This is a genomic window from Actinopolyspora mortivallis DSM 44261 (assembly GCF_000384035.1).
In the GTDB taxonomy this organism is placed as follows: Bacteria; Actinomycetota; Actinomycetes; order Mycobacteriales; family Pseudonocardiaceae; genus Actinopolyspora; species Actinopolyspora mortivallis.
Genome location: NZ_KB913024.1, coordinates 2793425 through 2816737 on the forward strand (window position 1 = coordinate 2793425; position 23313 = coordinate 2816737).

A 23313-nucleotide genomic window follows, 5' to 3' on the forward strand; every position below is an offset into this window, starting at 1 on the left:
GGAACGGGGAGGGGTTCCCAGTCTGGCAGCACCCGGCCGGTCGTGGATGTTCGTGGGCCCCGCCTCTTTTCTCGTGGCGACGCGCAAGGCATTATCTACTCACCAGTAGGTAAAGGATGCGAGGTGCTGCGTGACCGGAGAACGGGCTTGCAAGACGCGACATCGCGGAAAACGGGTCGGCGCGGCCCTGAGGAACTGGGCGCAACGGCACGCCCCGCTGGCACTGGACGTGCTCACCCTGACCAAGCAGGGAGTCGTGCGTCCCATGCGCCCCGACAGGCTGTTGCGCACGGCGCTCGCCTACCGGCGCTGGGGCGTCACTCTCCCGCTGGGCTACGCCATCGGCGCCGTACGCCATCCCGACCGACCGGCGGTGATCGACGAGCGCGGAGCGTTGAGCTTCGCCGAGGTGGACCAGCGCACCACACGGCTCGCCCACGGGCTCCGCGAACACGGACTCGTCTCCGGCGGCAGGATCGGCATCCTGTGCCGCAACCACCACGGCTTCGTCGAGGCCCTGATCGCCGCGGGGAAGGTGGGTGCGGACTCCGTGCTGCTCAACACCGGAATGAGCTCCGAACAGCTCACGGCGGTGCTCGACGAGCAGAACGTGCGGATCCTGGTCACGGACTCCGAGTTCGTGGACAAACACAGCCTGCCCCCGAACGTGTTCGTCGTAATCGCCTGGACCGAGGGCACCACGAGCCACACCACGCTGGAACAGCTGATCGGTCGGTCCGAGCCGCTGCCACTGCCGAAACGCCCCCGGCACGGGCGGATGATCGTGCTCACCTCCGGAACCACCGGAACACCGAAGGGAGCCCGCAGGCCCGACCCACCGAGCCTGCGACCGGCCACCACGATCATGTCCCGCGTTCCGCTGCGCAGCGGGGAACGCATGATGATATGCGCTCCGCTCTTCCACACCTGGGGGCTGGCGGGATTCCAGCTCGGAACGGTGCTCGGGGCCACCCTGGTGCTGCACCGCCGGTTCGACCCGCAGCAGACCGTGGCCGCCCTGCAACGACACCGCTGCACCTCGATGTTCGCTGTGCCGGTGATGCTGCAACGGCTGCTCGAACTCCCCGAGGAACGGCGCCGCTGCCACGACCACCGCTGCCTGCGCATCGTGGCCTGTAGCGGCTCGGCCCTGTCCAGCACCCTCGCGCACGACTTCCAACGCGTCTTCGGGCCCGTGCTGTACAACTTCTACGGCTCCACCGAGGCCTCCTGGGTCAGCATCGCCACGCCCGAGGAGCTGCGTACCGCCCCGGGCACGGCGGGTCTTCCCCCACGGGGGACGACCGTGCGGATCCTGGACGAGGACGGATCCCCGGTTCCGCACGACACCGTCGGCGCGGTGCACGTGAGCAACGAGATGCTGTTCGAGGGCTACACCAACGGCGCGGAGGTCCCCCGGAAGGACGGCCTCATGCCCACCGGGGACCTGGGCTATCTCGACTCCCGGGGCCGCCTGTTCGTGGTCGGCCGGGCCGACGACATGATCATCTCCGGCGGGGAGAACGTCTACCCGGCCGAGACCGAGGAACTCATCGCCTCCTTCCCCGAGGTGAGCGAAGCCGTGGTGACCGGGGTCGAGGACGAGGAGTACGGTCAGCGGCTCGCCGCCTACGTGGTGCTGCACGAAGGCAGCACCCTGGACGCCGAGACCGTCCGGGAGCGGACCCGGCAACGCCTCTCCGTCTTCGCCCGCCCTCGTGACGTGGTGTTCCTGGACGCGCTGCCCCGCAACGCGACCGGCAAGGTCGTTCCCTCCAGGTTGCCGGACAGCTCTCCCCACCGGACCTGACTCGGATGGGCGGCGACGCAACGCCGGTTTCGCGTACGCGATACGTGGCGCGTTAGGCTCACCCCGGTGAACGACCGTCTCGTGTGGATCGACTGTGAAATGACCGGGCTGGAGCTCGGTAAGGACGCCCTGATCGAGATCGCGGCGCTGGTCACCGACGCCGACCTGAACATCCTCGGCGACGGCGTGGATGTCGTCATCCACGCCGAGGAGCGGGTCCTGGAGGGGATGCCCGAGGTGGTGCGGCAGATGCACGACCGCTCGGGTCTCACCGAGGAGGTCCGCAACTCCACGGTCACGCTGGCCCAGGCCGAGCAGCGGGTGTTGGACTACCTGCGGCGGTACCTGCCCGAGGGACGCTCCGCCCCCTTGGCGGGGAACTCGATCGCCACCGACCGTGGGTTCATCGCCAGGGACATGCCCACCCTCGACCAGTACCTGCACTACCGCATGGTGGACGTCTCCTCCGTCAAGGAACTCTGCCGCCGGTGGTATCCGCGCGTCTACTACGCGCAGCCGGAGAAGGGGTTGGCGCACCGCGCGCTGGCCGACGTACGTGAGTCGATCCGCGAACTCGCCTACTACCGGCGGACCGTGTTCGCCCCGGACCCCGGGCCGTCCAGCGAGCAGGCCCAGCAGGTGGCCGCGGAACTGCTCTCCGAGGAGGAACTCGGCGGCACCGAACAGGCCCGCAGGCAGCTGGACGAGGGCTGAGACGACCGGGCCACCATGCGGTCAGACCTTCCTGAGCTGCGGATTCGATCATGCCGTTGCCGAAGGGGAACCCGCTGTCGGGCCGGGTGAACGGCCACGCTAGGATGGGGATCGTTGTTCGGGTGAACACCGGACAGCACGGTGGGTGTAGCTCAGTCGGTAGAGCACTGGGTTGTGGTCCCAGGAGTCGCGGGTTCGAATCCCGTCACTCACCCGGCCGAAAGCGGCCCGAGGTCCGTCCTCGGGCCGCTTTTTCGTTGGGAAGCCGCGTGCCCCACGGAGCACAACGGCCCGGAACGAGGTGCCCCGTTCAGTTCTCCAGGGTGTCCTCGCGGAGCATCCTGCCCAGTTCCCGACTCAGTTCCAACGCCCTCCGCGCCCAACGGGGAGAGCTGCCGGCCAAACCGCAGGCGGGAGCGGGCAGCACCTGCTCGGCCAGGATGCGTTCGGGAAAGCCGAGTTCGCGCACGAAGTTCCGGGCGGGTTCGGCGAGCTCCCGAACCCCCGGCGTCGTGCTCGGCTCCGTGGTGGGCACCATCCCGAGCATCAGGGTCAGACCCCGGTCCCAGGCCTCGCCGAGCTCCTCCACCAACTCACCGGAGGTCGAGCCGAGCACGGCGGCGTCCACGCCGATCACCCCGGCACCAGCCCGGTGCAGCAGTCGCACCGGTGGACGCCGGGCACAGCAGTGCACGAACACCGGCCCGGGCCGGTCCTCGCCCAGTCTCCGGATCACCTCGGTCAGCACCCGCTCCGCCTCCGGCTCCGGCACGGCGGGCACGTTCTCGTAGCCGGAAGGAGTGGGCAGGTCCCCGGCCAGCACGGCGGGCAACGTCGGTTCGTCGAGCTGGACGAGCACCCGGGCACCGGTGCGGAAGGCCAGTTGCGCGACGTGCTCGCGCACCCCCTCCACCAGCGACTCGGTGAAGTCGCGCAGCGCGCCGTGGTCGGTCATCACGCGGTGGCCGCGTTCGAGCTCGATCCCCGCCGCCAGCGTCCAGGGTCCGGCGACCTGCACCTTCACCAGACGGGACTCGGCCTCCGCCGAGGTCACCGCCTCCATGGCGTCCAGGTCCCACCGCAGCAGGTCCACCGCACGTCGGTGGTCCCGCCCGGCCGCCCGCGCCACACGGTAGCCGGAGGGAACCACCTCCACCGCCAGGTCACGCAGCATCCCCGCCGTGTGTCCGATCACGTCGGCGCCGATCCCCCTGGAAGGCAACTCCGGCACCGGGGTCAGCTCGGGCAGTTCCCCCGCCACGATGCGAGCGGCTTCCAGCGAGTCGGTACCGGGCATGGAACCGACAGCGGTGGCAGTACCGGGTTTCCAAGGCTGTTGCGTCACGAGGTCATTCTCGCAACCGGCCCACACGGTCCACGAACACGTGGCGACCGACCCCACGGCGGAGGAACGGATCCGCGCCCGCCCAAGGCAGCACGGTCACGGGCGAGCCCCCACTCACCGGGTCGCGGAGATCTTGGCGCTGCCCAGCACCAGGTCCCCTTCGTCCTCCGGGCGGTACAGCACCACGGACTGGCCGGGCGCCACACCGCGCATCGGCTCGTGCAGCCGTACCCGGAAGCCGTCCTCCGTCATCTCGGCCACGGCACGTCCGGTCTCCCCGTGCGCGCGGATCTGCGCCACGCACTCGGTGGGGCCGTCCAGCGCCCGTTCCGAGGGCCACACCGGACGGGTCGCCTCGATCTCGGTGACACCCAGCCGGTCCGCCGACCCCACCGTCACCGTCCCGGAGACCGGCTCCAGGGACAGCACGTAACGCGGGCGTCCGTCGGCGGCGGGCTTGTCGATCCCGAGCCCCTTGCGCTGCCCCACGGTGAAACCGTGCACCCCGGAGTGCTGGGCGAGCACCTCGCCGGAGTCGGCGTCGACCATGTCACCGGGTCGCTGTCCCAACCGGGACTCCAGAAAGCTCCTGGTGTCGCCGTCGGGGATGAAACAGATGTCGTGGCTGTCCGGTTTGCGCGCCACCGCCAGGTCCCGCCGTTCGGCCTCCTCGCGCACCTCGGACTTCAGCGAGTCCCCCAGCGGGAACATCGCGTGCCGCAGCTGTTGCGGGGTCAACGAGGCGAGCACGTAGGACTGGTCCTTGCTCTCGTCCCTGCTGCGCCGCAGCTCGGGAACGCCGGACTCGTGCGAGAGCCGGGCGTAGTGGCCCGTGGAGACGGCGTCGAAGCCCAGGGCCACGGCCTTCTCCAGCAGCGCCTCGAACTTGATCTTCTCGTTGCAGGTCATGCACGGGTTCGGGGTCCGTCCCGCCGCGTACTCGCCGACGAAGGTCTCGATGACCTCCTCGTTGAACCGTTCGGCGAAGTCCCAGACGTAGAACGGGATCCCCAGCATGTCGGCGGCCCGACGCGCGTCCCTGGAGTCCTCCACCGTGCAGCAGCCCCGCGCTCCCTTCCGCAGGGTTCCCGGTTTCGCGGACAGCGCCAGATGCACCCCGGTCACGTCGTGGCCCGCGTCGACCGCTCGTGCGGCCGCCACGGCCGAATCCACCCCGCCGCTCATCGCCGCGAGTACTCGCACCCTCACACCTCCGTAGGCGCGGTGGCCGTTCCCACCGAACTCTTGCTCAGACCGGAAAGGCCGGCGCTGCGGGCGCGCCGCACTGCCGGTTCCAGCGCCTCCAGAAACGCCCGCACGTCCTCGGCCGTCGAGTCGTGTCCGAGGGTCAGCCGCAACGACCCACGGGCCACCCGCACGTCCGTTCCCATGGCCAGCAGCACGTGACTCGGTTCGGCCACCCCGGCGGTGCACGCCGAACCCGTCGAGCACTCGATGCCCTGGGCGTCGAGCAGCATCAGCAGACTGTCACCCTCGCATCCGGGAAAGGTGAAATGCGCGTTTCCGGGCAGACGCCCGCCCTCGACGGTACCCGGGTCCCCGTTGAGCACCGCCTCGGGCACGGCGGCACGCACTCCCTTGACCAGCTGGTCCCGCAGCCGCGTCAGTTCGGCGGCGTGCCGCTGTCGGTGGTCCACCGCCTCCCGCAGGGCACTGGCCAGACCGAGCACGGCGGGAACGTCGAGGGTCCCGGAGCGCACCTCGCGCTCCTGTCCTCCGCCGTGCAGCAACGGGGTGCAGGAGACCTCCCGGGACAGCACCAGCACGCCCACTCCGTAGGGACCGCCGATCTTGTGGCCGGTCATGGTCAGCGCCGAGACGCCGCTGTCCTCGAAGTCCACCGGCAGCGTGTCGACCGCCTGGACCGCGTCCGTGTGCAGCGGGATGCCGTACCGCTCGGCGACGTCGGCGATCTCGGAGACCGGATTGACCGTGCCGACCTCGTTGTTGGCCCACATCACCGTGGCCAACGCCACGTCCTCCGGTGCCTGGAGCACGGCGCGTTCGAAGGTCTCGGGGCTCACCCTGCCGTGGGAATCGACCTCCAACCAGGTGACCTCGGCTCCCTCGTGCTCGGTCAGCCACTCCACGGTGTCCAGCACCGCGTGGTGCTCCACGGAGGAGGCCAGCACGCGGCGACGTCTCCCGTCCGCGTCCCGGCGGGCCCAGAAGATGCCTTTGACCGCGAGGTTGTCGCTTTCGGTGCCTCCCGCCGTGAAAAGCACCTCGGAGGGGCGGGCCCCGAGCGCGTCGGCGATGTCCTCCCGCGCCTCCTCCACGGCGCGCCGTGCTCGCCGCCCGGAGGTGTGCAGGGAGGAGGCATTGCCGAGCGTGCCCAGCGCCTCGCTCATCACCGCGATCGCGCGGGCCCGCATCGGGGTCGTTGCCGCATGGTCCAGGTACGTCATCGCCCGTCCAGGATAGTCCTTCACCGACGGCTGGTGACCAGGTGCGCACCCGACAGCCCCACGGCTATCAGCACGGCCGCCAGCACGAGCACCCCCGAGGTGGGTTCGCGGGTGTCGGACACGAGGTTGACCAGCGCCCCTCCCAGGCCGATCAGCAGTGCCTGCCCGAGCATGTCCGAGATCTGCAGCGCGGCCGAGTTGAATCCGCGTTCGGTGGTCTCCGAGCGGTCGAGCACTCCCACGGCCGTGCTGGTCACGGCTATGCCCATCCCCGCCCCGGCCAACGACCACAGGAACAGGATCGTCCACCCCGGAGACCAGGCCGGGGCGATCGCGCCGACCCCGAACACACCGGCGGTGACCAGCAGGAAACCCCGTGAGATCAGCGTGTGCCTGCTGAGTCCTTCCCAACGGCTCTGCAACCAGGCCCCCAGACTCCACCCCAGGGAGGCCAGCGTGAGGGGGATACCGGCCAGTGCGGGCGAGTAGCCGTGAACCACGGTCAGTACCAGCGGCACGAACGCCTCGGCCGTGAAGAACACCCCGGCCAGCAGACCGCGTGCCAGCACCAGCACCGGGATCCCGCCACGGGCGCGCAGGGTTCCCCTGGGCAGCAGCACCAGGAAGCACCGCCACAGCAACACCACGGAAACCACCCCGAGCACCAGGGACGGAACACCGGGATGCTGCGCGGCCCAGTTCACGCCCACCGTGGCCGCCCCGGCCCCCAGGGCGGCGGGCACGAGCCCGGGCCTGCCCGCCGGCTGCCCGGACGTGACTCCGCCCGAACGCAGTACCGTGGAGGCCAGAAACACCGCGGCCAGCGACACCAGCGGCACCAGCCCGAGGAACACCCACCGCCAGTGCAGGTACTCGGTCACCGTTCCCGAGACGGCGGGCCCGAGCAGCGAGGGCAGCACCCACGCGGCCGACATCAGCCCGAACGCCCTCGGCCGGTGACTCTCCGGGTAGACCCGGGCGATCAGCACGTAGAGCGGGACGGCCACACTGCCCCCGCCCAGCCCCTGCACCGCCCGGGCCACCAGCAGCACGGCCATGTTGGGAGCCGTTCCCGCGACCACCAGCCCGAGCGCGAACAGGGGAAGGGAGACCAGCAGCGGCAACACCGGCCCCCGCCGGTCGGAGACTCTGCCCGCGAAGACGGTTCCGACGGCACTGGCGGCCATGAACAGCGTGAAGGACCACGAGTACCAGCGCTGACCGTCCAATGAGGAGGCTATGGTCGGCAGCGCCGTGGCCACCCCCATCGCCTCGAAGGCGACGAGGGTGACCACGATGACCATTCCGCTCGTGAAACTACGGTAGCGTCGACTCCACAACGACTCCCGTGGTCGCGGGTTCGGTGTCTCCTCGGTCGCGGGGGGATCGCTCGATGCGCTCACCCGACGATCCTGCGACGTCGAGTCCGCTACAAGTCCAGCCTCCCCCCGGGATCGGTTCGTGCGCCGTGACCGACTCCACCACCGCCGCGCACCGCGCGGCGAGCCGCCGACGCGGACCGGCACGCCCCTCCCCGACCCCCCGCTCGTCCCCGTTCCGCCCGCCGTCGTTGCCCTCCTGCACGGCGCTTCGTGCGGGGAAAGGGGCGCCCAGGAACAGTTCGACGACCAGCCCGTGCACCGCGAGCACGCGAGGCAGCGAACGCAGCAGGGTCTCCTCGCCGACGAAGGCGGCGACGGTCGTCGGTTCCGGGCCCAGCCGGTACCGCAGTGTCACGGGGCGGATCCAGGCGTCGGCCTCCAGCGCGGCCTGGAACAGCGCCGGGCGGTACCGCCCCGGGGCGCGTCCACACCGGGTGGTGCCCTCCGGGAACACCCCGACGGTCGCGCCCGAGCGCAGCGCGTCCGCGACCCCCTCCACCACCTGCGGGAGGAGACGCAGTCGCGCCCGGTCGACGAACAGGGTGCCGCAGCGGGCCGCGAGGCCGCCCAGCAGCGGCCAGTCGCGCACCTGGGCCTTGGCGAGCATGCGCACGGGCCCCACCGCCTGCAGCGCCACCACGTCCAGCCAGGAAACGTGGTTGCTCACCACCAGGCTCCCCCGCCCACCCGGTGCGGGGTTCCCCCGGACCCGCAGCCGCACACCGAGTCCGGTGAGCATCCCGTGGCACCAGATCCGACCGAGGTACCCGCGGAACGGGGCGGGCAGCAGCGGGAACGCCCCTGCCAGCAGAACTCCGCAGCAGAGCAGGGTCGCCACCACCGTCAGCCGTCGTATCCGGCACAGCGGTCCCGCCCGTGGCAGGTTACCGGGGCGGGGCAGGCAGTGCGTTCCGCACGGCGAGGTGGGGAACCACGGTCCGACCTCGCTCATCCGTGAGGTCCCAGGAACCGTTCGAGGTAGCGGTGGTCCATCCGCGCGGTGTCGAGCAGGACGAAGAAGTCGGCGACGTCGAACTCGCGGTCGTGGGCGGGAGGGCCGCACACCCACGCCCCCAGCCGCAGATACCCCCGCAGCAGTGGGGGGAACCGGACGCGTTCGCCGTGCTCGGCCGGATTCGGTGCCCACCGTTCGTGGGGGGTGACCCGACGGTGCTCCGGGGCGTAGCAGCGCCGCCGTACGTTCCGCCACACTCCGGCGGCGGTACGGCCCCCGTCCGCCAGCGGCACCGAGGCGCACCCGCCCAGCCAGCGGTAGCCGTGCGCCAGCATGTACCGCGCGATGCCCGCCCACATCAGACCGACGACCGCCCCGTTGCGGTGCTCCGGGTGCACGCAGGAGCGTCCGGCCTCGACGAGGTCGGCGAGCAGGGGGCGCAGTCGGGCGAGGTCGAACTCACCGTCGGCGTAGAGCCCGCCCACGACCCGTGCCCGGTCCGGGGGCAGCATCCGGTAGGTGCCCACCAGTTCTCCCGAGACATCGTCACGGACGAGCAGGTGGTCGCAGAACTCGTCGAAGAGGTCGCTGTCCGTTCCGGCGGACTCACCACGCACCGTGGCGCCCATCTCCACGGCGAAAACACGGTGCCGCAGCCGTTGTGCCGAGTTGATGTCGACGGTTTCCCTGCTCAGCCGCAACGAGTAGCGGCCGTTTCCCAGCCGGGTCGCCACACCCGTCGGTAACTCCGAGTCGGATCGCCCTGTTTCGACCATGCCCGAGGTGTAACCGCTGCCGCACAACGGCTGGTAGGCACGCCGGTGGACCGGGCCGGGAACTTTCGATGAATACCCGCTGTACGCCTCGTCCCCGCGGGACTCCCGCGCCCTGGGGGCGGGCTTCTCCGCGTCCACGAAAAAGGGCGGGTCGGAGATGACGCCGACCCGCCCCAGGGGAGACCCCGTCTCACCCCTTGCGCTTGCCGACCTCCTCGGTCAGCTGCGGGGCCACCTTGAACAGGTCGCCGACGACCCCGAAGTCGGCGATCTCGAAGATCGGCGCCTCGGGATCCTTGTTGACCGCCACGATGGTCTTGGAGGTCTGCATCCCGGCGCGGTGCTGGATCGCACCCGAGATTCCCAGCGCGATGTACAGCTGCGGCGAGACCGTCTTACCGGTCTGACCGACCTGGAACTGGGCGGGGTAGTAGCCGGAGTCGACGGCGGCGCGCGAGGCACCGACCGCGGCACCGAGCGAGTCGGCCAGCTTCTCGACCACCTCGAAGCTCTCGGCGCTGCCGACACCGCGACCCCCGGAGACCACCACGTTGGCCTCGGTCAGCTCCGGACGGTCCCCGGACTCTGCGGGCTGCCGACCGGTGATCGCACCGCTCTTGGCCGTGTCGGTGCCCGGCACCTCCACCGCCTCGGTGCTCGCCGTGCCCTGGGCCTGTTCCGGCTCGACACTGCCGGGCAGCATCGAGATCACCGGCATCCCGGAGGCGGCCTTGGCGGAGGCCTGGTAGGAACCGCCGAACAGGGAGTGGGAGGCCACTCCGTCGGCGTCGACGTCGACGGCCTCGGAGAGCAGTCCGGAGCCGGTGCGTACGGCCAGCCTGCCCGCGATCTCCTTGCCGTCCACGCTCGCCGAGGTCAGCACCGCGGCGGGGGAGATCCGCTCGACCAGACTCGCCAGCACGTCCACCTGGGGAGTGACCAGGTAGTTGTCGATGTCGGCGGACTCGGCCGTGTAGATTTTCGCCGCCCCGGAGGAGGCCAGCGCCTCGGCCACCTTGTCGGTGGATCCGGGCCCGCCGGTCACCACGGCGGCGGGTTCGCCCAGCCGGCTGGCGGCCGTGAGCATCTCGTACGTGACCTTTTTGACCTCGCCACCCGCGTGGTCGACGAGGACCAACACCTCAGACATGGATTAAGCCCCTTCTCAAACGCGACCCGAACGAAGCCGGGTGAAGACCACACCCGAAACGACTCAGACGAGGTTCTTTCCGGCCAGGAACTCCACGATCCGCACGCCACCCTCGCCTTCGTCGGTGACCTGCTGGCCCGCTTCCTTCGGCGGGGCGGGCGCGGAGGAGACCATCTGGGTGGCCGCACCGGACAGCCCCACCTCGCTCGGGTCGATGCCCGCGTCGGCCAGGGTCAGGGTGGTGACGGGCTTCTTCTTCGCGGCCATGATCCCCTTGAAGGAGGGGTACCTGGGCTCGTTGATCTTCTCCGTCACCGAGACCACCACGGGCAGCTCGGCACGGACACTGGTCACTCCGGCGTCGGTCTCGCGCTCGATGGACGCGGTCGACCCGTCGACCGACAGCGAACGGGCGTAGGTCAGCTGCGGCCAGCCGAGCAGCTCGGCCAGCATCGCGGGCACCGCACCGCTGCGTCCGTCGGTGGACTCGTTACCGGCGATCACCATGTCCACCGACTCCAGGGTGCCGATCACCTTGGACAGGGCCTTGGCCGTGGAGACCGCGTCCGTTCCGTGCAGTGCCTCGTCGGACAGGTGGACGGCCTTGTCGGCCCCCATCGAGAGCGCCTTGCGGATCGCGTCGGTCGCGCGCTCGGGGCCCATGCAGACCACGGTCACCTCTCCACCGTGGGCTTCCTTGGCCAGCAACGCCTCCTCAACGGCCCGCTCGTTGATCTCATCCAGCACCGCGTCCGCGGACGCCCGGTCCAGGGTGTGGTCCGAGTCGGACAGCTTGCGCTCGGACCACGTGTCGGGCACCTGCTTCACCAGGACGGCAATATTCATGGGTCCTCTCCGACCTCCTGCGGACTGTTGACGGCTTCCCGGCTGGGTCATCCCGGCGCGGCATGTCCCCGGGAAGGTTGACCTTGCCACGTGGCCCCGTGGAAAGCACAGTGACACCAACCACCAAGGATGTTACCGACCGGTAGCCCCAGCGTAACCCGGGCACAGGAGTGACGGTACTCACTTCGCGCCGACAGGGGGACAACCACTCCGAATTTTCCGCCCGTCAGCGACACAGCTCACTCTCTCCGGGGTGATCATCCGGAAGAATGAGTATGATTAATCTGAAAGTATGAAGCCACGCGTCGCCCTCGTCACCGACTCGACCGCCTCGGTACCCGACAACATCGCCGAGAGACTCAACATCTCGGTCGTGCAGCTGGAACTCACCGTCGACGGGCAGAGCAACGACGAGCGACGCGTTCCCCGCAGCGAACTCGGCGAGGCCATGAACGCCGGCACGGAGGTGAGCACGGCCGCTCCCCCACCCCCCGCGTTCTTCTGGAACTACTCGGACGCGGTCAACGAGGGAGCCGAGGAGATCGTCTCGGTGCACATCTCCTCCGAGCTGTCCGAGACCTGCGAGTCGGCGCGCGCCGCGGCCGCGGAGTTCGACGTCCCCATCCACGTGGTGGACTCCCGCACCTGCTGCCTCGGACTCGGCTACGCGGTGATGGCCGCCGCCGAGACGGCCGCCGCCGGCGCGGACGTGCGGACCGTGCTGGACGTGCTGCACCACCGGTTGAACGGAAGCAGCGAAACGATCTACGTGGACACCCTGGAACACCTCCGCCGCAGCGGACGGATCGGCTCCGCACAGGCCACACTGGGAAGCGCCCTGTCCCTGAAACCCGTGCTGGGGCTGCACGAGGGAGTGCTCACCCAGTTCGCCAGAGGGGTCGGCACGGAACGCGCCCTGCGCAAGGCCGTGGACCACGCCGCCGAGACCGCCGGAACACGGCGGGTCAACATCGCCGCCGAACACTTCCTCGCCGAGGGGCGGGCCCGGCAGGCCCTCGAGGAGCTGAAGGGCAGGGTGGAGCTGGCCAGCGAGCCGCTGCTCGCCGAGACCAGCGCGATCATCGGCGCGCACACCGGCCCAGGCTCGGTCGTGCTCTCGGTGGCCCCGGCCTGAGGCGGGCCGGGCGCCACCGGCGCTCCCCTCACGGGGACGGCCAGCGGCGGGCGGTCAGCCGCCGACCGCGTCCATGGCGCGGTGGATCCGCTTCTCCGAGACCGGGTGGGGTGTGCCCAGTTCCTGGGCGAAGTAGCTCACCCGCAGTTCCTCCAGCATCCAGCCGATGGACCAGAGCCGCTCACTCACCGGTTTCCCGGGGGGCACCGCGTCCAACAGCTCCTGGTAGCGCTGTTCGACCGTGCCCACCCGGTCCATCAGCTCCCGATCCCGGGCCGGACGGTGCGGTACCTTGCTCAGCCGGTAGGAGATCGCGCGCAGGTACCGCTGGAGATCGGGCAGTCTCCGCGCCCCGGTGGCCGTCACGAAGCCCGGATAGACCAGGTTGGACAACTGCGTGCGGATGTCCTCGGCGGCCTCCCCGGACAGGGCGCGGGTCTGGGCCATCTCGGCCTCGACGTCCTGTTGGGCGGTCAGCACCTGCTCCACCCGGGAGACCACCTGCGTCGAGGTCGCGTTCAACCCCGCACGCACCCGCTCCACCAGGCGGTCGAACCCGGCCCGCTCGGTCACCGGCCCCCCGGCCTGCCGGATCAGTTCGTCGGCGGCGCAGGTGACGCAGTCCTCGAACAGCTCCTCCTGTCCGCCGTGCGGGCTGCCGGCGAAGACCACTCTGGCCCTGGTGCTCACCTGCTTCCGCAGGGACTTCACCGGGGAGGAGACGTTGAGCAGCACCAGTCTGCGGATGCCGCGCCACTGTTGGCGACGCTGTTCCTCGGCCGAGTCGAAGGCGCGGACGCCCACACTGTCGCCCTCGTCCACCAGGGCGGGATAGGCCTTGACCACCTGGCCGTTGCTCCGCTGCTCGAACGTGTCCGGCAGCTCGCCGAAGTCCCACTGCCGCAGCCCGTGCCGTTCGATGGTCTCGGCCGCCGCCGAGATCTCGGCACGCAGCTTGGGACGCAGCCGCTCGGCCAGCTCGGCGAGGTCCTTGCTCTCGGCCAGGACGTGCTCGTCACCCGAGGAGTCCTGACCCCGCACCACACGGAAGGTCATGCGCAGGTGGTCGGGAACGCGCCGGAGGTCCCAGGAGTCCAGCGGCACCGTCACTCCCGTCATCCGCCGCAGTTCCTCCGAGAGCGCCTCCAACAACGGCTTCTCCCTCGGACGTAGCCGGGCCAGCACGGCCTTGGCGTGGTCCGGGACGGGGACGAACTCGCGTCGCAGCTGCTTGGGCAGCGTCTTCAGCAACGCGGTCACCAACTCCTCGCGCAGCCCCGGGATCTGCCACTCGAACCCCTCCGGGTCGAGCTGGTTGAGGGCCGCCACCGGAACGTGCACGGTGACCCCGTCGGCGTCCGTACCGGGCTCGAACTGGTAACTGAGCGGGAGACGGTGCCCGTCCTGCTCCCAGAAGTCCGGGTAGTCGCTGTCGCTGACCGAGGTCGAGGTCTCGTTGAACAGCAACGACCGGGGGAAGGTCAGCAGGTCGGGCTGGCTGCGGCGGACCTTCTTCCACCAGCTGTCGAAGTGCCGGGCCGAGACCACCTCGGAACCGACCCGCTGGTCGTAGAACTCGAACAGCGTCTCGTCGTCGACGAGGATGTCCCTGCGCCGCGCCCGCTGTTCCAGTTCCTCCACCTCGGCCAGCAGCGCACGGTTGGTGTGGAAGAACTCGTGGCGGGTGTCCCAGTCCCCCTCCACCAGGGCGTGTCGGATGAACAGCTCGCGACACAGCTCGGGCTCGATCCGCCCGTAGTTGACCTTGCGGCCCGCGACCAGGGGGACGCCGTACAACGTCACCCGTTCGTAGGCCATGACCGCGCCCTTGTCCTTCTCCCAGTGCGGCTCGCTGTAGTGGCGTTTGACCAGATGACCGGCGAGACGCTCGATCCAGGAGGGCTCCACCCGGGCCACGGTGCGGGCGAAGAGCCTCGAGGTCTCCACCAGCTCCGCCGCCATCACCCACTGGGGCGGCTTCTTGGCCAGCGCGGAACCGGGGAACACGGCGAACCTGGTCCCGCGCGCCCCCAGGTACTCGGTGGGACCGCGCCGTCCCGAGTCCGACCTGCGTTCGGTGTCCTTCAGCCCGATGTGCGACAGCAGTCCCGCCAGCAGGGACTGGTGTATCCGGTCGCCGTCGGCGGGCTGGTCGTTGATCGGGATCTCCAGGGTGTTGACCATCTGCCGCAGCTGGGCGTAGAGGTCCTGCCACTCGCGGATCCTGAGGTGGTTCAGGTACTCGTTGCGGCACGCCCGGCGGAACTGGTTGGAGGACAGCTCCGCCCTGCGGTCGCGCAGGTACTGCCACAGGTTCAGGTAGGCGAGGAAGTCCGAGCTCCTGTCGGTGAACCTGGCGTGCTGCTGGTCGGCGGCCTGCTGGTGTTCGGCGGGCCGTTCCCTGGGATCCTGGATGGACAGCGCGGCGGCGATGACCATCGTCTCGTGTACGCAACCGTTGCTCTCGGCCTCGACGATCATGCGTCCCAGCCGGGGGTCGATGGGCAGCCGCGCCAGCTTGTGCCCCACCCCGGTCAGTCGCCGGTTGCCCTTGCGGTCGGTGCCGTCCAGCGCGCCGAGCTCGTGCAACAGGTTCACCCCGTCGGTGATCTGCCGCTTGTCCGGGGGCTGGACGAAGGGGAAGGAGGCCACGTCCCCCAAGCCGAGCGAGGTCATCCGCAGGATCACCGAGGCCAGGTTCGTCCGCAGGATCTCCGGGTCGGTGAACTCCTGGCGGGCCAGGAAGTCCTGTTCCGAGTACAGCCGGATGCAGATCCCCGGCGCCTCCCGGCCGCAGCGGCCCTTCCGCTGGTCGGCCGAGGCCCGCGAGACGGGTTCGATGGGCAGCCGCTGCACCTTGGTGCGGTAGCTGTACCGCGAGATCCGTGCCGTGCCCGGGTCGACGACGTACCTGATCCCCGGAACGGTCAGCGAGGTCTCGGCCACGTTCGTGGCGAGCACCACACGACGCGTGGAGTGGCGTTGGAAGACCCGCTGTTGTTCGGCGGAGGAGAGCCGGGCGTACAGCGGCAGGATCTCGGTGTGCGGGGGTTTGCGTTGTTCCAGCGCCTCGGCGGTGTCCCGGATCTCGCGTTCCCCGCTGAGGAAGACGAGGATGTCACCGGGTCCCTCCCCGCACAGCTCGTCCACCGCGTCGGCGATGGCCGTGGTCTGGTCGCGCTCGACGTCCTCCTCCTCGTCGGAGGTGTCCACCAGCGGGCGGTAGCGCACCTCCACCGGATAGGTGCGCCCGGACACCTCGATGATCGGAGCCCCACCGAAGTGCTCGGAGAACCGTTCCGGGTCGATGGTGGCCGAGGTGATGATCACCTTGAGGTCCGGACGCTTGGGCAGGATCCTCTTGAGGTAGCCGAGCAGGAAGTCGATGTTGAGGCTGCGTTCGTGCGCCTCGTCGATGATCAGCGTGTCGTAGCGCCGCAGTAACGCGTCCCGCTGGATCTCGGCGAGCAGGATCCCGTCGGTCATCTGCTTGACCAGGGTGTCGTCGTCCGCCCGGTCGGTGAACCGCACCTGGTAGCCCACCGGTCCGCCGACCTCGGTGCCCAGCTCGGCCGCGATACGCTCGGCCACCGTACGCGCCGCCAGCCTGCGTGGCTGGGTGTGGCCGATCGAGCCGAACACCCCGCGTCCCAGCTCCAGGCACATCTTCGGCAGCTGGGTCGTCTTGCCGGAGCCGGTCTCACCGGCGACCACGACCACCTGGTTGTCCCGGATCGCGGCGAGCAGGTCCTCGCGTCGCCCGGTGACGGGCAGCTCCTCCGGGTAGCTGACCTCGGGGACACGCTCGCGGCGCCGTGCGACGCGTTCCCGCGAGGCGGTGACGTCGGCGGAGATCTCCTCGACGACCGAACGCAGCGCCTCGGGATCACTGATCTTGCGGGCACCGTCGATGCGACGACGCAACCGGTTCCGGTCCCGCGTCATCAGCTCGGACAGGCTCTCGCGCAGTTCGGACAGGGTGGGCGAAACGGGTGCAGTGGCCATACGTCCCCCAAGCATAGATATCCCGGCCTCGTCCACGCCTCCGTGTTTCGCCGGATTCACATCGACCGTCCGCCGGAGGAACAGCGGGGTACCGGCCCCGCCCCGACTCATGGTGGAAGTCCGGCGGCGGCGAACGCCCCGCCCCGGGCGAAAAGCGCCGCCGTGGGTTCAGGTGAGTTCCGCCCGGCACAGCAGCGCCGTGGGCCTGTCCCCGATACGGGTGAGTACCAGCGTCGCCGCCTCGGTGCCGGACAGCCTCATCCGCCGTCGCAGCGCGTCCGGGTCCACGTCCACCCCACGTACCAGGATCTCCAGTCTTCCCACCTCGTGGCGACGCAGCAGGGCCCGCAGGTTCTTCTCGCCGTAGGCGGACTGGTCGAGCACCCGGAAGGCCCGCACTCCCGGCGGGGGAGTCTCCCCGGTCAGGTAGGCGATGCGGTGGTCGAGCTGGCCCAGACCGTGCCGGGCGGCGTACTGCCGGACCAGCCCGGCCCGGACCACGGCCCCGTCCGGATCCACCAGCCACCGCCCCGGGGCCCGCACCGGGCAGTCGTCGGGCTCGGCGTCGGTGATCCGCAGCACGGGAACACCGTCGGCGCCCAGCACGGTGGCGGCTCTGCCGACACCGGGGGTGGCCAGTCCGCCCAACCACACCGAGGCCTCCCGCACCTGCCCGCCCAGCGAGACCAGCTCGACCTCGGCCGTCTTGGGGATGGCGTCGAAGTCCAGCCCCGGGGCGCACTTGACCACCAGGTCACGTCCCCGGTACGTGGTGAGCAGCTCCCGCAGGGGAGGTTCCAGCGCGTCCGGGTCCCACCGCCTGCGTCCAGAGTCGTCCCGCCTGCCCGGATCGGCGACCACGGCGGCCGTGGTGGTGACCGGGTGCAACGCGTCGGCCCGCACCAACCCGGCCTCGGTGTCCCGGGCCGCCAGGTTGGCGCGAGCCATCGACAACCGAACCCCGTCGCGGTCCGAACCGAGACACCGCCCGGCGACCGGGGCCAGCTCCACCAGGTCCGCCCCGATCGAGCAGGTGACGTCGTGCACGTCCCGCCCCGCCAACCGGGCCGCACGGTGCCGGGCCACCGGTGTCGCCGTGGCCTGCTGCAACGCCGAGTCGGTGAACAACCACCGCCCCGCGTCCTCCAGCTTCGCGGCGGCACGACGTCGCAGCGCCACCGTCTCCAGCACCGCCGGAGCGAAACGCCGCCCCGCGACAGCACGGGCCGTGCCCGTGTCCGCCAACCTGGACGAGGAGGTCAACGGCAGCTCGGCCACCTCGTCCAGTGCGCGGACCCCCTCCGGGGAACGCAGGAAGGCGACGTCCTCGGCGTCGAACGCGTAAGCCACGGTGCACCAGCCGGATCAGTTTCCGGTGAACTCGGCCTTGCCCGGCCCGTTCTCGATGAACGAGCGCATCCCGATCTTCTGGTCCTCGGTGGCGAACAGGGAGGTGAACAGGTGGGTCTCGATGCGCAGCCCGGTGTTCAGGTCCGTCTCCAGTCCCTCGTCGATCGCCTGTTTGGCCGCCGCCAGGGCGTGGGCCGGGCCGTTGACGAACTGCTCGGCCCAGCGGCGCGCGGTGGCGTAGACCTCCTCCGTGGCGACCACCTCGTCGACCATACCCAGGGAAAGCGCCTCGTCGGAGTCCACGAAACGGCCGCTGAAGACGATGTCCTTGGCCTTGCTGGGGCCGACCAGCCGCGCCAGGCGCTGGGTGCCGCCCGCGCCGGGAATGACCCCGAGCAGGATCTCCGGCTGTCCGACCTTCAGCCCGTCGGCGGCCACCCGCCGGTCGCAGGCCAGCGCCAGCTCGAACCCGCCTCCCAGTGCGTAACCGGTGAGAGCGGCCACCGTGGGTTTCGGGATCGCGGCCACCGCGCTCAACGCGGCCGAGAGCCCGTCGCGTTCCTTGGCCGCCATCTCCGGAGCGGACCGCTCGACCATCTCCTTGATGTCGGCACCGGCGGCGAAGACCTTCTCCCCGCCGTAGACGATCACGGCCCGCACGTCCGTACGTTCGGCCGCCTCCTGCGCGGCGGCCCGGATCTCCCGCTCGACCTGACTGTTGAGCGCGTTCATCTTGGGCCGATCCAGTCTGATCGTCCCGATCCGGTTCTCGACCTCGAGTCTGACGAACTCACCCACGCCGCAACCTCCTCGTCGCATCACGAACGGTGCCGCACACTATCGTGCGCGAGCGCCGGCGGAACCTGTGGCACTGATCTCACGGGCGGGGATCCCCGCCGCCACGGGCTCTGCCCACGAGGGCAGCCGCCTCGTCGACACCGGCCGGAGACCGCCGGACTCAGCGTCTGCGCTGGGCGAAGTAGCGCCCGCCGTCGCTGTGCAGCTCCAGATCCTGGTCGAAGGTCTTGGACAGGTTGTCGGCGGTGAGCACGTCGTCGAGCAGTCCCTGGGCGACCACTCCGCCCTCACGCAACAGCAGGGCGTGGGTGAACCCCGGCGGGATCTCCTCGACATGGTGGGTCACCAACGTCATGGCGGGCGCGTCGGGGTCCATGGCCAGATCCGACAACCTGGCCACCAGGTCCTCGCGCCCACCGAGGTCCAGTCCCGCGGCGGGCTCGTCCAGCAACAGCAACTCGGGATCGGTCATCAGCGCCCGGGCCAGCAGCGCCCGTTTGCGCTCCCCTTCGGAGAGGGTTCCGAAGGAACGCTCGGCGAGGTCGGCGATCCCCATGGCCGCGAGCAGTTCCTCGGCCCGCTCGGTGTCCATGCGCTCGTACTCCTCGCGCCACCTGCCGACCACGGCGTAGCCCGCGCTGACGACGGCGTCCCGCACGAGCTCGTCCTCCGGCATCCGCCCGGCCAACGCCGCCGAGCAGAGGCCGATGCGGGGTCGCAGCTCGAACACGTTGGTGTTGCCCAACCGCTCCCCCAGCACGTCGACGGTGCCGGTGCTCGGGTGCAGCTCGGCCCCGGCGAGTTTGAGCAGGGTGGTCTTGCCCGCGCCGTTCGGGCCGAGCACCACCCAGCGCTCGTCCAGCTCCACCGACCAGTTCACGTCGGTCACGAGCGTGTTCGACGCCCGCCGGACACCGACGCCATCCATGCGGATGACCAGGTCGTCCACGTCTACCTCCCAGCCGGACCGGCCCTCGTTGGCGTGCCGGTCGGCACGCTGTCGCCTCCTCGTGGATCCCGGACTCGAACGATCCACGCCTGTCATTCTCCCGGCCCTCGCGGCGGGCTCGTCGCCGGGACGGCCGCCGTCGGGACGAGGCCGGGCCACCTCCCACCGCCCTCCGTCCCTCGTGGAGAAAACCCGCCTCCGCGCGCCGGGGAGGATCCCGCCCGGCTCCGGCCGCGGCCGGTTCCGGCGGAGGCTATCCCGCCAGCACCACCTTGCCCAGTTCCGCGGGACTGGACAACAGCCGGTGCTTCGGCAGCACACGCACCGTGTATCCGGCGGGGCCGGTGTGCGGCAGGGTCACCGTGGCCTGGTATCCGCCGTCGGCGACGCAGCGCATCGAGGTGGTGACGAAGTCGCGCAGCTCGTCGGTGTCGTCCACCCGCCCGACGACCACCTCGACGTCCACGTCGGAGTCGTCCAGACCGGCGAGTTCGACCAGCGCCCGCACGGTCATCTTCCCCCCGAGCAGCGGGGTCGTGCCGTCCTCGACGGACATGTAGGTGTCGGTGATCCGCACCTGTTGCCAGGCCTCGTCCAGCCGCCTGCGGTAGGCGGCCATCTCCTTGGCACCACGGTAGTCCTCGGCGACCGCCGCGTGCACCGAGCGCACCGCCGGGGAGTAGAAGTTGTCCACATACTCGCGCACCATCCGGGAGGACTGCACCTTCGGTCCCAGGGTGGCCAGGGTGTGGCGCACCATCGCCATCCAGCGGGTCGGCACGCCGTCGCGGTCGCGGTCGTAGAACAGCGGGGCGACGTGCTCGCCGATCAGCTCGTACAGCGCCCCGGCCTCCAGGTCGTCCCTGCGTTCCGGATCGCTCACCCCGTCGGCGTTGGGGATGGCCCAGCCGTTGTGGCCGTCGTACATCTCGTCCCACCAGCCGTCCCGCACCGACAGGTTCAGCCCTCCGTTGAGCGCGGACTTCATTCCCGAGGTGCCACACGCCTCCAGCGGCCGGACCGGGTTGTTCAGCCAGACGTCGCAGCCCGCGTAGAGGTAGCGTGCCAGCGACATGTCGTAGTCCGGCAGGAAGACGATGCGGTGGCGGACCTCGGGGTCGTCGGCGAAACGCGCGATGCGCTGGATCATCGCCTTGCCGCCCTCGTCGGCGGGGTGCGACTTGCCCGCCACCACCACCTGCACCGGGTGGTGCGGATCGAGCAGCAGGGAACGCAGCCGCTCGGGATCACGCAGCATGAGGGTCAGCCGCTTGTAGGTGGGTACGCGCCGCGCGAAGCCGATGGTGAGCACGTCCGGGTCGAAAACCGAGTCGCACCAGCCCAGTTCGAGTTCGGAGGCCCCGCGTTGCAACCAGGCGTGTCGTAGTCGCCGACGCACCTCCTCCACCAGGCGCTGCCGCAGCGAGCTGCGCAGTTCCCACAGCAGCGAGTCGCTGACCGGCTCCACACCGCGCAGCCCCGCTCCCTGGTCCATCTCGGACTCGCCGAGCAGCTTGCCCAGTTCCCGGGCCGACCAGGTCGGCCCGTGCACCCCGTTGGTGACCGAGGAGATGGGGATCTCGGCGATGTCGAAGCCGGGCCACAGCCCGCTGAACATCTCACGGCTGACGGTGCCGTGGAGTTCGGAGACGCCGTTGGCCCGTTGGGCGAGCCGCAGCCCCATGTTGGCCATGTTGAAGGTCCCCGGCTTCTTCTCCACCCCGAGTTCCAGGATCCGGTCGGTCGGCACTCCCGGAAGCAGGTCCCGGCTGGTGCCCTCTCCGAAGTAGTGCCGCACCAGGTGCGTGGGGAAGCGGTCCAGCCCGGCGGGGACCGGGGTGTGGGTGGTGAAGACCGTGCCCGCGCGCACGGCCGCCACCGCCTCGTCGAACTCCAGTCCGGGCTCGGCCAGCAGCTCCCGGATACGTTCCAGCCCCAGGAAACCCGCGTGCCCCTCGTTGGTGTGAAACACCTCGGGCGAGGCCATGCCGGTCAGTTCGCAGTAGGCCCGCACGGCGCGGACACCGCCGATGCCGGCGAGGATCTCCTGCCGGATCCGGTGGCTGGAGTCCCCTCCGTAGAGTCGGTCGGTGACACCGCGCAGGTCCTCGTCGTTGTCCTCCACGTCACTGTCCATCAGCAACAGCGGAACCCGCCCCACCTGGGCCTTCCAGATCCGTGCCCGCAGGGTCCTCCCCTCCGGCATCGCCACGTGCACCAGCACCGGATCCCCCGAGGGGCGGGTCACCAGCTCCAGGGGCAGGCCCCAGGGGTCGAGCACCGGATACTGCTCGACCTGCCAGCCCTCCCCGGACAGCGACTGCCGGAAATAGCCCGAACGGTAGAACAGGCCCACCCCCACCAGGGGGACACCGAGGTCGGAGGCGGACTTGAGGTGGTCCCCCGCCAGAACACCGAGCCCACCCGAGTAGTTCGGCAACGCCTCGGTCAGTCCGAACTCCATGGAGAAGTAGGCGACGGAGGCCGGAAGCGGGGTTCCCTCGTCCCGGCGCTGCTGGTACCAGCGCGGAACGGTGAGGTAGCGGCGCAGGTCGTCGTCCACGGCCCGGGTGCGGGCCAGGAAGTCCTCGTCGGCGGCCAGCCGGTCCAGCCGTTCCGCCGGGACCTCGGCCAACAGACGCAGCGGGTCCCCTCCGACGGCCGACCACACGTCCGGTTCGACGGAGGCGAACAGGTCCTGGGTGGGCGGGTGCCAACTCCAGCGCAGGTTCATGGCCAGCCTGCCGAGTGCCTGCAACGAGTCGGGAAGGTGGGCGCTGACGGTGAAGCGACGGACTGCTCTCACGAGCGGCGAGGGTATCTCGCCGCGGAACGGTTCCGCACAGCCCACGAACCATCGTGCCGTGCGAGTCTGGGGAGGTGGTTTCGCCGAGAGGGACGCTGGCGCTCGTGTTGGGGCTGCTGCTCGTGGGCTCCTCGGGATGCGCGGCGGTGGGGGGAACACCGGTACCGGGGGACGTGGTGGTCCGCGAGGCGGTCGATCCGTCCTTCGTGTTCGGCACCGACTCCTCGCCGGTGGACGAACTGGCGGCCACGGTGGTCACCGACGTGGGGCGCTACTGGGAACGGACGATGCCGCGCGTGTTCGGGCGCGAGTGGACCGAGCTCGACGGTGGGTTCTTCTCCGTGGACACGGTGGATCCCACGAACAGCTCCCCGCCCTGCGCGGAGGAGGTCACCGAACTGTCCGGCAACGCGTACTACTGCGTCGCCGTGGACGCGGTCGTCTGGGACCGCGCCGCGCTGCTTCCGGTGCTGCGGGCCCACTACGGCCAGTCCGCCGTGGTGCTGGTCCTGGCCCACGAGCTGGGGCACGCGGTCCAACAGCGACTCGACGAGTCCCCACCCGCCCGGACGGACCCCGTGTTCGTGGAGACCACCGCGGACTGCTTCGCCGGCTCCTATTTCCGCTGGGTGGTCGACGGCGGCTCTGCCCGACTGGTCATGGACGACGGGGACGTCGAGGACGCGCTGCGGGCGTTGCGTGCCTTCGCCGACCTGCCGGAACAACACGGCTCCGACCCCCACGGAGACGCCCGGGACAGGAGCCGGGCCTTCCGGCGGGGGTATGCGGCCGGTCCCGGCGCGTGCGCCGCGTGACTCCCCCGGAAGGCGGGTGAACGGCACCGAAATCCCCTCCCAGCCCGA

At 70.3% G+C, this 23313-nt stretch carries 17 protein-coding genes and 1 tRNA gene; 5 read left to right on the top strand and 13 right to left on the bottom strand.

The window, feature by feature from the left end:
• Positions 1-130: 130 nt before the first annotated feature.
• From ACTMO_RS0113175 to ACTMO_RS0113185, 3 genes are all read left to right on the top strand, one after another.
• Positions 131-1810 (top strand): AMP-binding protein, encoded by a 1680-nt coding sequence (locus ACTMO_RS0113175; RefSeq protein ID WP_019855161.1) that lies wholly within the window; start codon positions 131-133, stop codon positions 1808-1810.
• 66 nt (positions 1811-1876) lie between these two features.
• A complete protein-coding gene (gene orn / locus ACTMO_RS0113180; protein WP_026449200.1) occupies positions 1877-2524 on the top strand; it encodes an oligoribonuclease in 648 nt (215 codons plus the stop codon).
• A 141-nt stretch (positions 2525-2665) separates the two neighbouring features.
• Positions 2666-2738: transfer RNA gene (locus tag ACTMO_RS0113185), tRNA-His, on the top strand.
• 96 nt (positions 2739-2834) lie between these two features.
• Here ACTMO_RS0113185 and ACTMO_RS0113190 read toward each other — a convergent pair.
• The 8 genes from ACTMO_RS0113190 to ACTMO_RS0113225 form a co-directional block, all read right to left on the bottom strand.
• The gene (locus ACTMO_RS0113190; RefSeq protein WP_026449201.1) at positions 2835-3869 is read right to left on the bottom strand and encodes a methionine synthase; all 1035 of its coding nucleotides are present in this window, start codon (positions 3867-3869) and stop codon (positions 2835-2837) included.
• A 114-nt stretch (positions 3870-3983) separates the two neighbouring features.
• Complete coding sequence (gene mnmA / locus ACTMO_RS0113195; RefSeq protein ID WP_026449202.1) at positions 3984-5072, bottom strand: tRNA 2-thiouridine(34) synthase MnmA; 1089 nt, start codon at positions 5070-5072, stop codon at positions 3984-3986.
• 2 nt (positions 5073-5074) lie between these two features.
• The gene (locus ACTMO_RS0113200; RefSeq protein ID WP_026449203.1) at positions 5075-6298 is read right to left on the bottom strand and encodes an aminotransferase class V-fold PLP-dependent enzyme; all 1224 of its coding nucleotides are present in this window, start codon (positions 6296-6298) and stop codon (positions 5075-5077) included.
• 20 nt (positions 6299-6318) lie between these two features.
• A complete protein-coding gene (locus ACTMO_RS0113205) occupies positions 6319-7701 on the bottom strand; it encodes an MFS transporter (protein ID WP_026449204.1) in 1383 nt (460 codons plus the stop codon).
• Positions 7616-8632: a lysophospholipid acyltransferase family protein gene (locus ACTMO_RS21040; RefSeq protein WP_019855167.1), complete on the bottom strand. Its 1017-nt coding sequence runs from the start codon at positions 8630-8632 to the stop codon at positions 7616-7618. Before ACTMO_RS21040 ends, ACTMO_RS0113205 begins: the two co-directional genes overlap by 86 nt.
• Positions 8629-9411 carry a GNAT family N-acetyltransferase gene (locus ACTMO_RS0113215; protein WP_033401544.1) on the bottom strand — a complete coding sequence of 261 codons (783 nt, stop codon included), beginning with the start codon at positions 9409-9411 and terminating at the stop codon, positions 8629-8631. The genes ACTMO_RS21040 and ACTMO_RS0113215 overlap by 4 nt, the downstream gene beginning before the upstream one ends.
• Positions 9412-9601: 190 nt before the next feature.
• The gene (locus ACTMO_RS0113220; RefSeq protein WP_019855169.1) at positions 9602-10561 is read right to left on the bottom strand and encodes an electron transfer flavoprotein subunit alpha/FixB family protein; all 960 of its coding nucleotides are present in this window, start codon (positions 10559-10561) and stop codon (positions 9602-9604) included.
• 63 nt (positions 10562-10624) lie between these two features.
• On the bottom strand, positions 10625-11407 hold the full coding sequence (locus ACTMO_RS0113225) for an electron transfer flavoprotein subunit beta/FixA family protein (RefSeq protein ID WP_026449205.1): 783 nt from the start codon (positions 11405-11407) through the stop codon (positions 10625-10627).
• 292 nt (positions 11408-11699) lie between these two features.
• Here ACTMO_RS0113225 and ACTMO_RS0113230 point away from each other — a divergent pair, with 292 nt between their 5' ends.
• Positions 11700-12542: a DegV family protein gene (locus ACTMO_RS0113230; RefSeq protein WP_019855171.1), complete on the top strand. Its 843-nt coding sequence runs from the start codon at positions 11700-11702 to the stop codon at positions 12540-12542.
• A 54-nt stretch (positions 12543-12596) separates the two neighbouring features.
• Here ACTMO_RS0113230 and hrpA read toward each other — a convergent pair whose 3' ends face one another.
• From hrpA to glgP, 5 genes are all read right to left on the bottom strand, one after another.
• Positions 12597-16547: an ATP-dependent RNA helicase HrpA gene (hrpA, locus tag ACTMO_RS0113235; protein WP_019855172.1), complete on the bottom strand. Its 3951-nt coding sequence runs from the start codon at positions 16545-16547 to the stop codon at positions 12597-12599.
• A gap of 168 nt (positions 16548-16715) precedes the next feature.
• The gene (locus ACTMO_RS0113240; RefSeq protein WP_019855173.1) at positions 16716-17897 is read right to left on the bottom strand and encodes a class I SAM-dependent methyltransferase; all 1182 of its coding nucleotides are present in this window, start codon (positions 17895-17897) and stop codon (positions 16716-16718) included.
• A gap of 15 nt (positions 17898-17912) precedes the next feature.
• Positions 17913-18695: an enoyl-CoA hydratase/isomerase family protein gene (locus tag ACTMO_RS0113245; protein ID WP_019855174.1), complete on the bottom strand. Its 783-nt coding sequence runs from the start codon at positions 18693-18695 to the stop codon at positions 17913-17915.
• Positions 18696-18855: 160 nt separating this feature from the next.
• Positions 18856-19623 (bottom strand): ATP-binding cassette domain-containing protein, encoded by a 768-nt coding sequence (locus ACTMO_RS0113250; protein WP_051099295.1) that lies wholly within the window; start codon positions 19621-19623, stop codon positions 18856-18858.
• Positions 19624-19897: 274 nt separating this feature from the next.
• Positions 19898-22450 (bottom strand): alpha-glucan family phosphorylase, encoded by a 2553-nt coding sequence (gene glgP, locus ACTMO_RS0113255; RefSeq protein ID WP_026449207.1) that lies wholly within the window; start codon positions 22448-22450, stop codon positions 19898-19900.
• A 74-nt stretch (positions 22451-22524) separates the two neighbouring features.
• Here glgP and ACTMO_RS21045 point away from each other — a divergent pair, with 74 nt between their 5' ends.
• Complete coding sequence (locus tag ACTMO_RS21045; RefSeq protein WP_033401935.1) at positions 22525-23265, top strand: neutral zinc metallopeptidase; 741 nt, start codon at positions 22525-22527, stop codon at positions 23263-23265.
• Positions 23266-23313 lie beyond the last annotated feature (48 nt).

Coding starts and splice junctions, on each gene's coding strand:
- ACTMO_RS0113230 (WP_019855171.1), top strand. CDS start 11,700: ATGAAGCCACGCGTCGCCCTCGTCACCGACTCGACCGCCTCGGTACCC.
- ACTMO_RS0113225 (WP_026449205.1), bottom strand. CDS start 11,407: ATGAATATTGCCGTCCTGGTGAAGCAGGTGCCCGACACGTGGTCCGAG.
- ACTMO_RS0113220 (WP_019855169.1), bottom strand. CDS start 10,561: ATGTCTGAGGTGTTGGTCCTCGTCGACCACGCGGGTGGCGAGGTCAAA.
- ACTMO_RS21040 (WP_019855167.1), bottom strand. CDS start 8,632: ATGAGCGAGGTCGGACCGTGGTTCCCCACCTCGCCGTGCGGAACGCAC.
- hrpA (WP_019855172.1), bottom strand. CDS start 16,547: ATGGCCACTGCACCCGTTTCGCCCACCCTGTCCGAACTGCGCGAGAGC.
- ACTMO_RS0113215 (WP_033401544.1), bottom strand. CDS start 9,411: ATGGTCGAAACAGGGCGATCCGACTCGGAGTTACCGACGGGTGTGGCG.
- ACTMO_RS0113250 (WP_051099295.1), bottom strand. CDS start 19,623: ATGGATGGCGTCGGTGTCCGGCGGGCGTCGAACACGCTCGTGACCGAC.
- ACTMO_RS0113200 (WP_026449203.1), bottom strand. CDS start 6,298: ATGACGTACCTGGACCATGCGGCAACGACCCCGATGCGGGCCCGCGCG.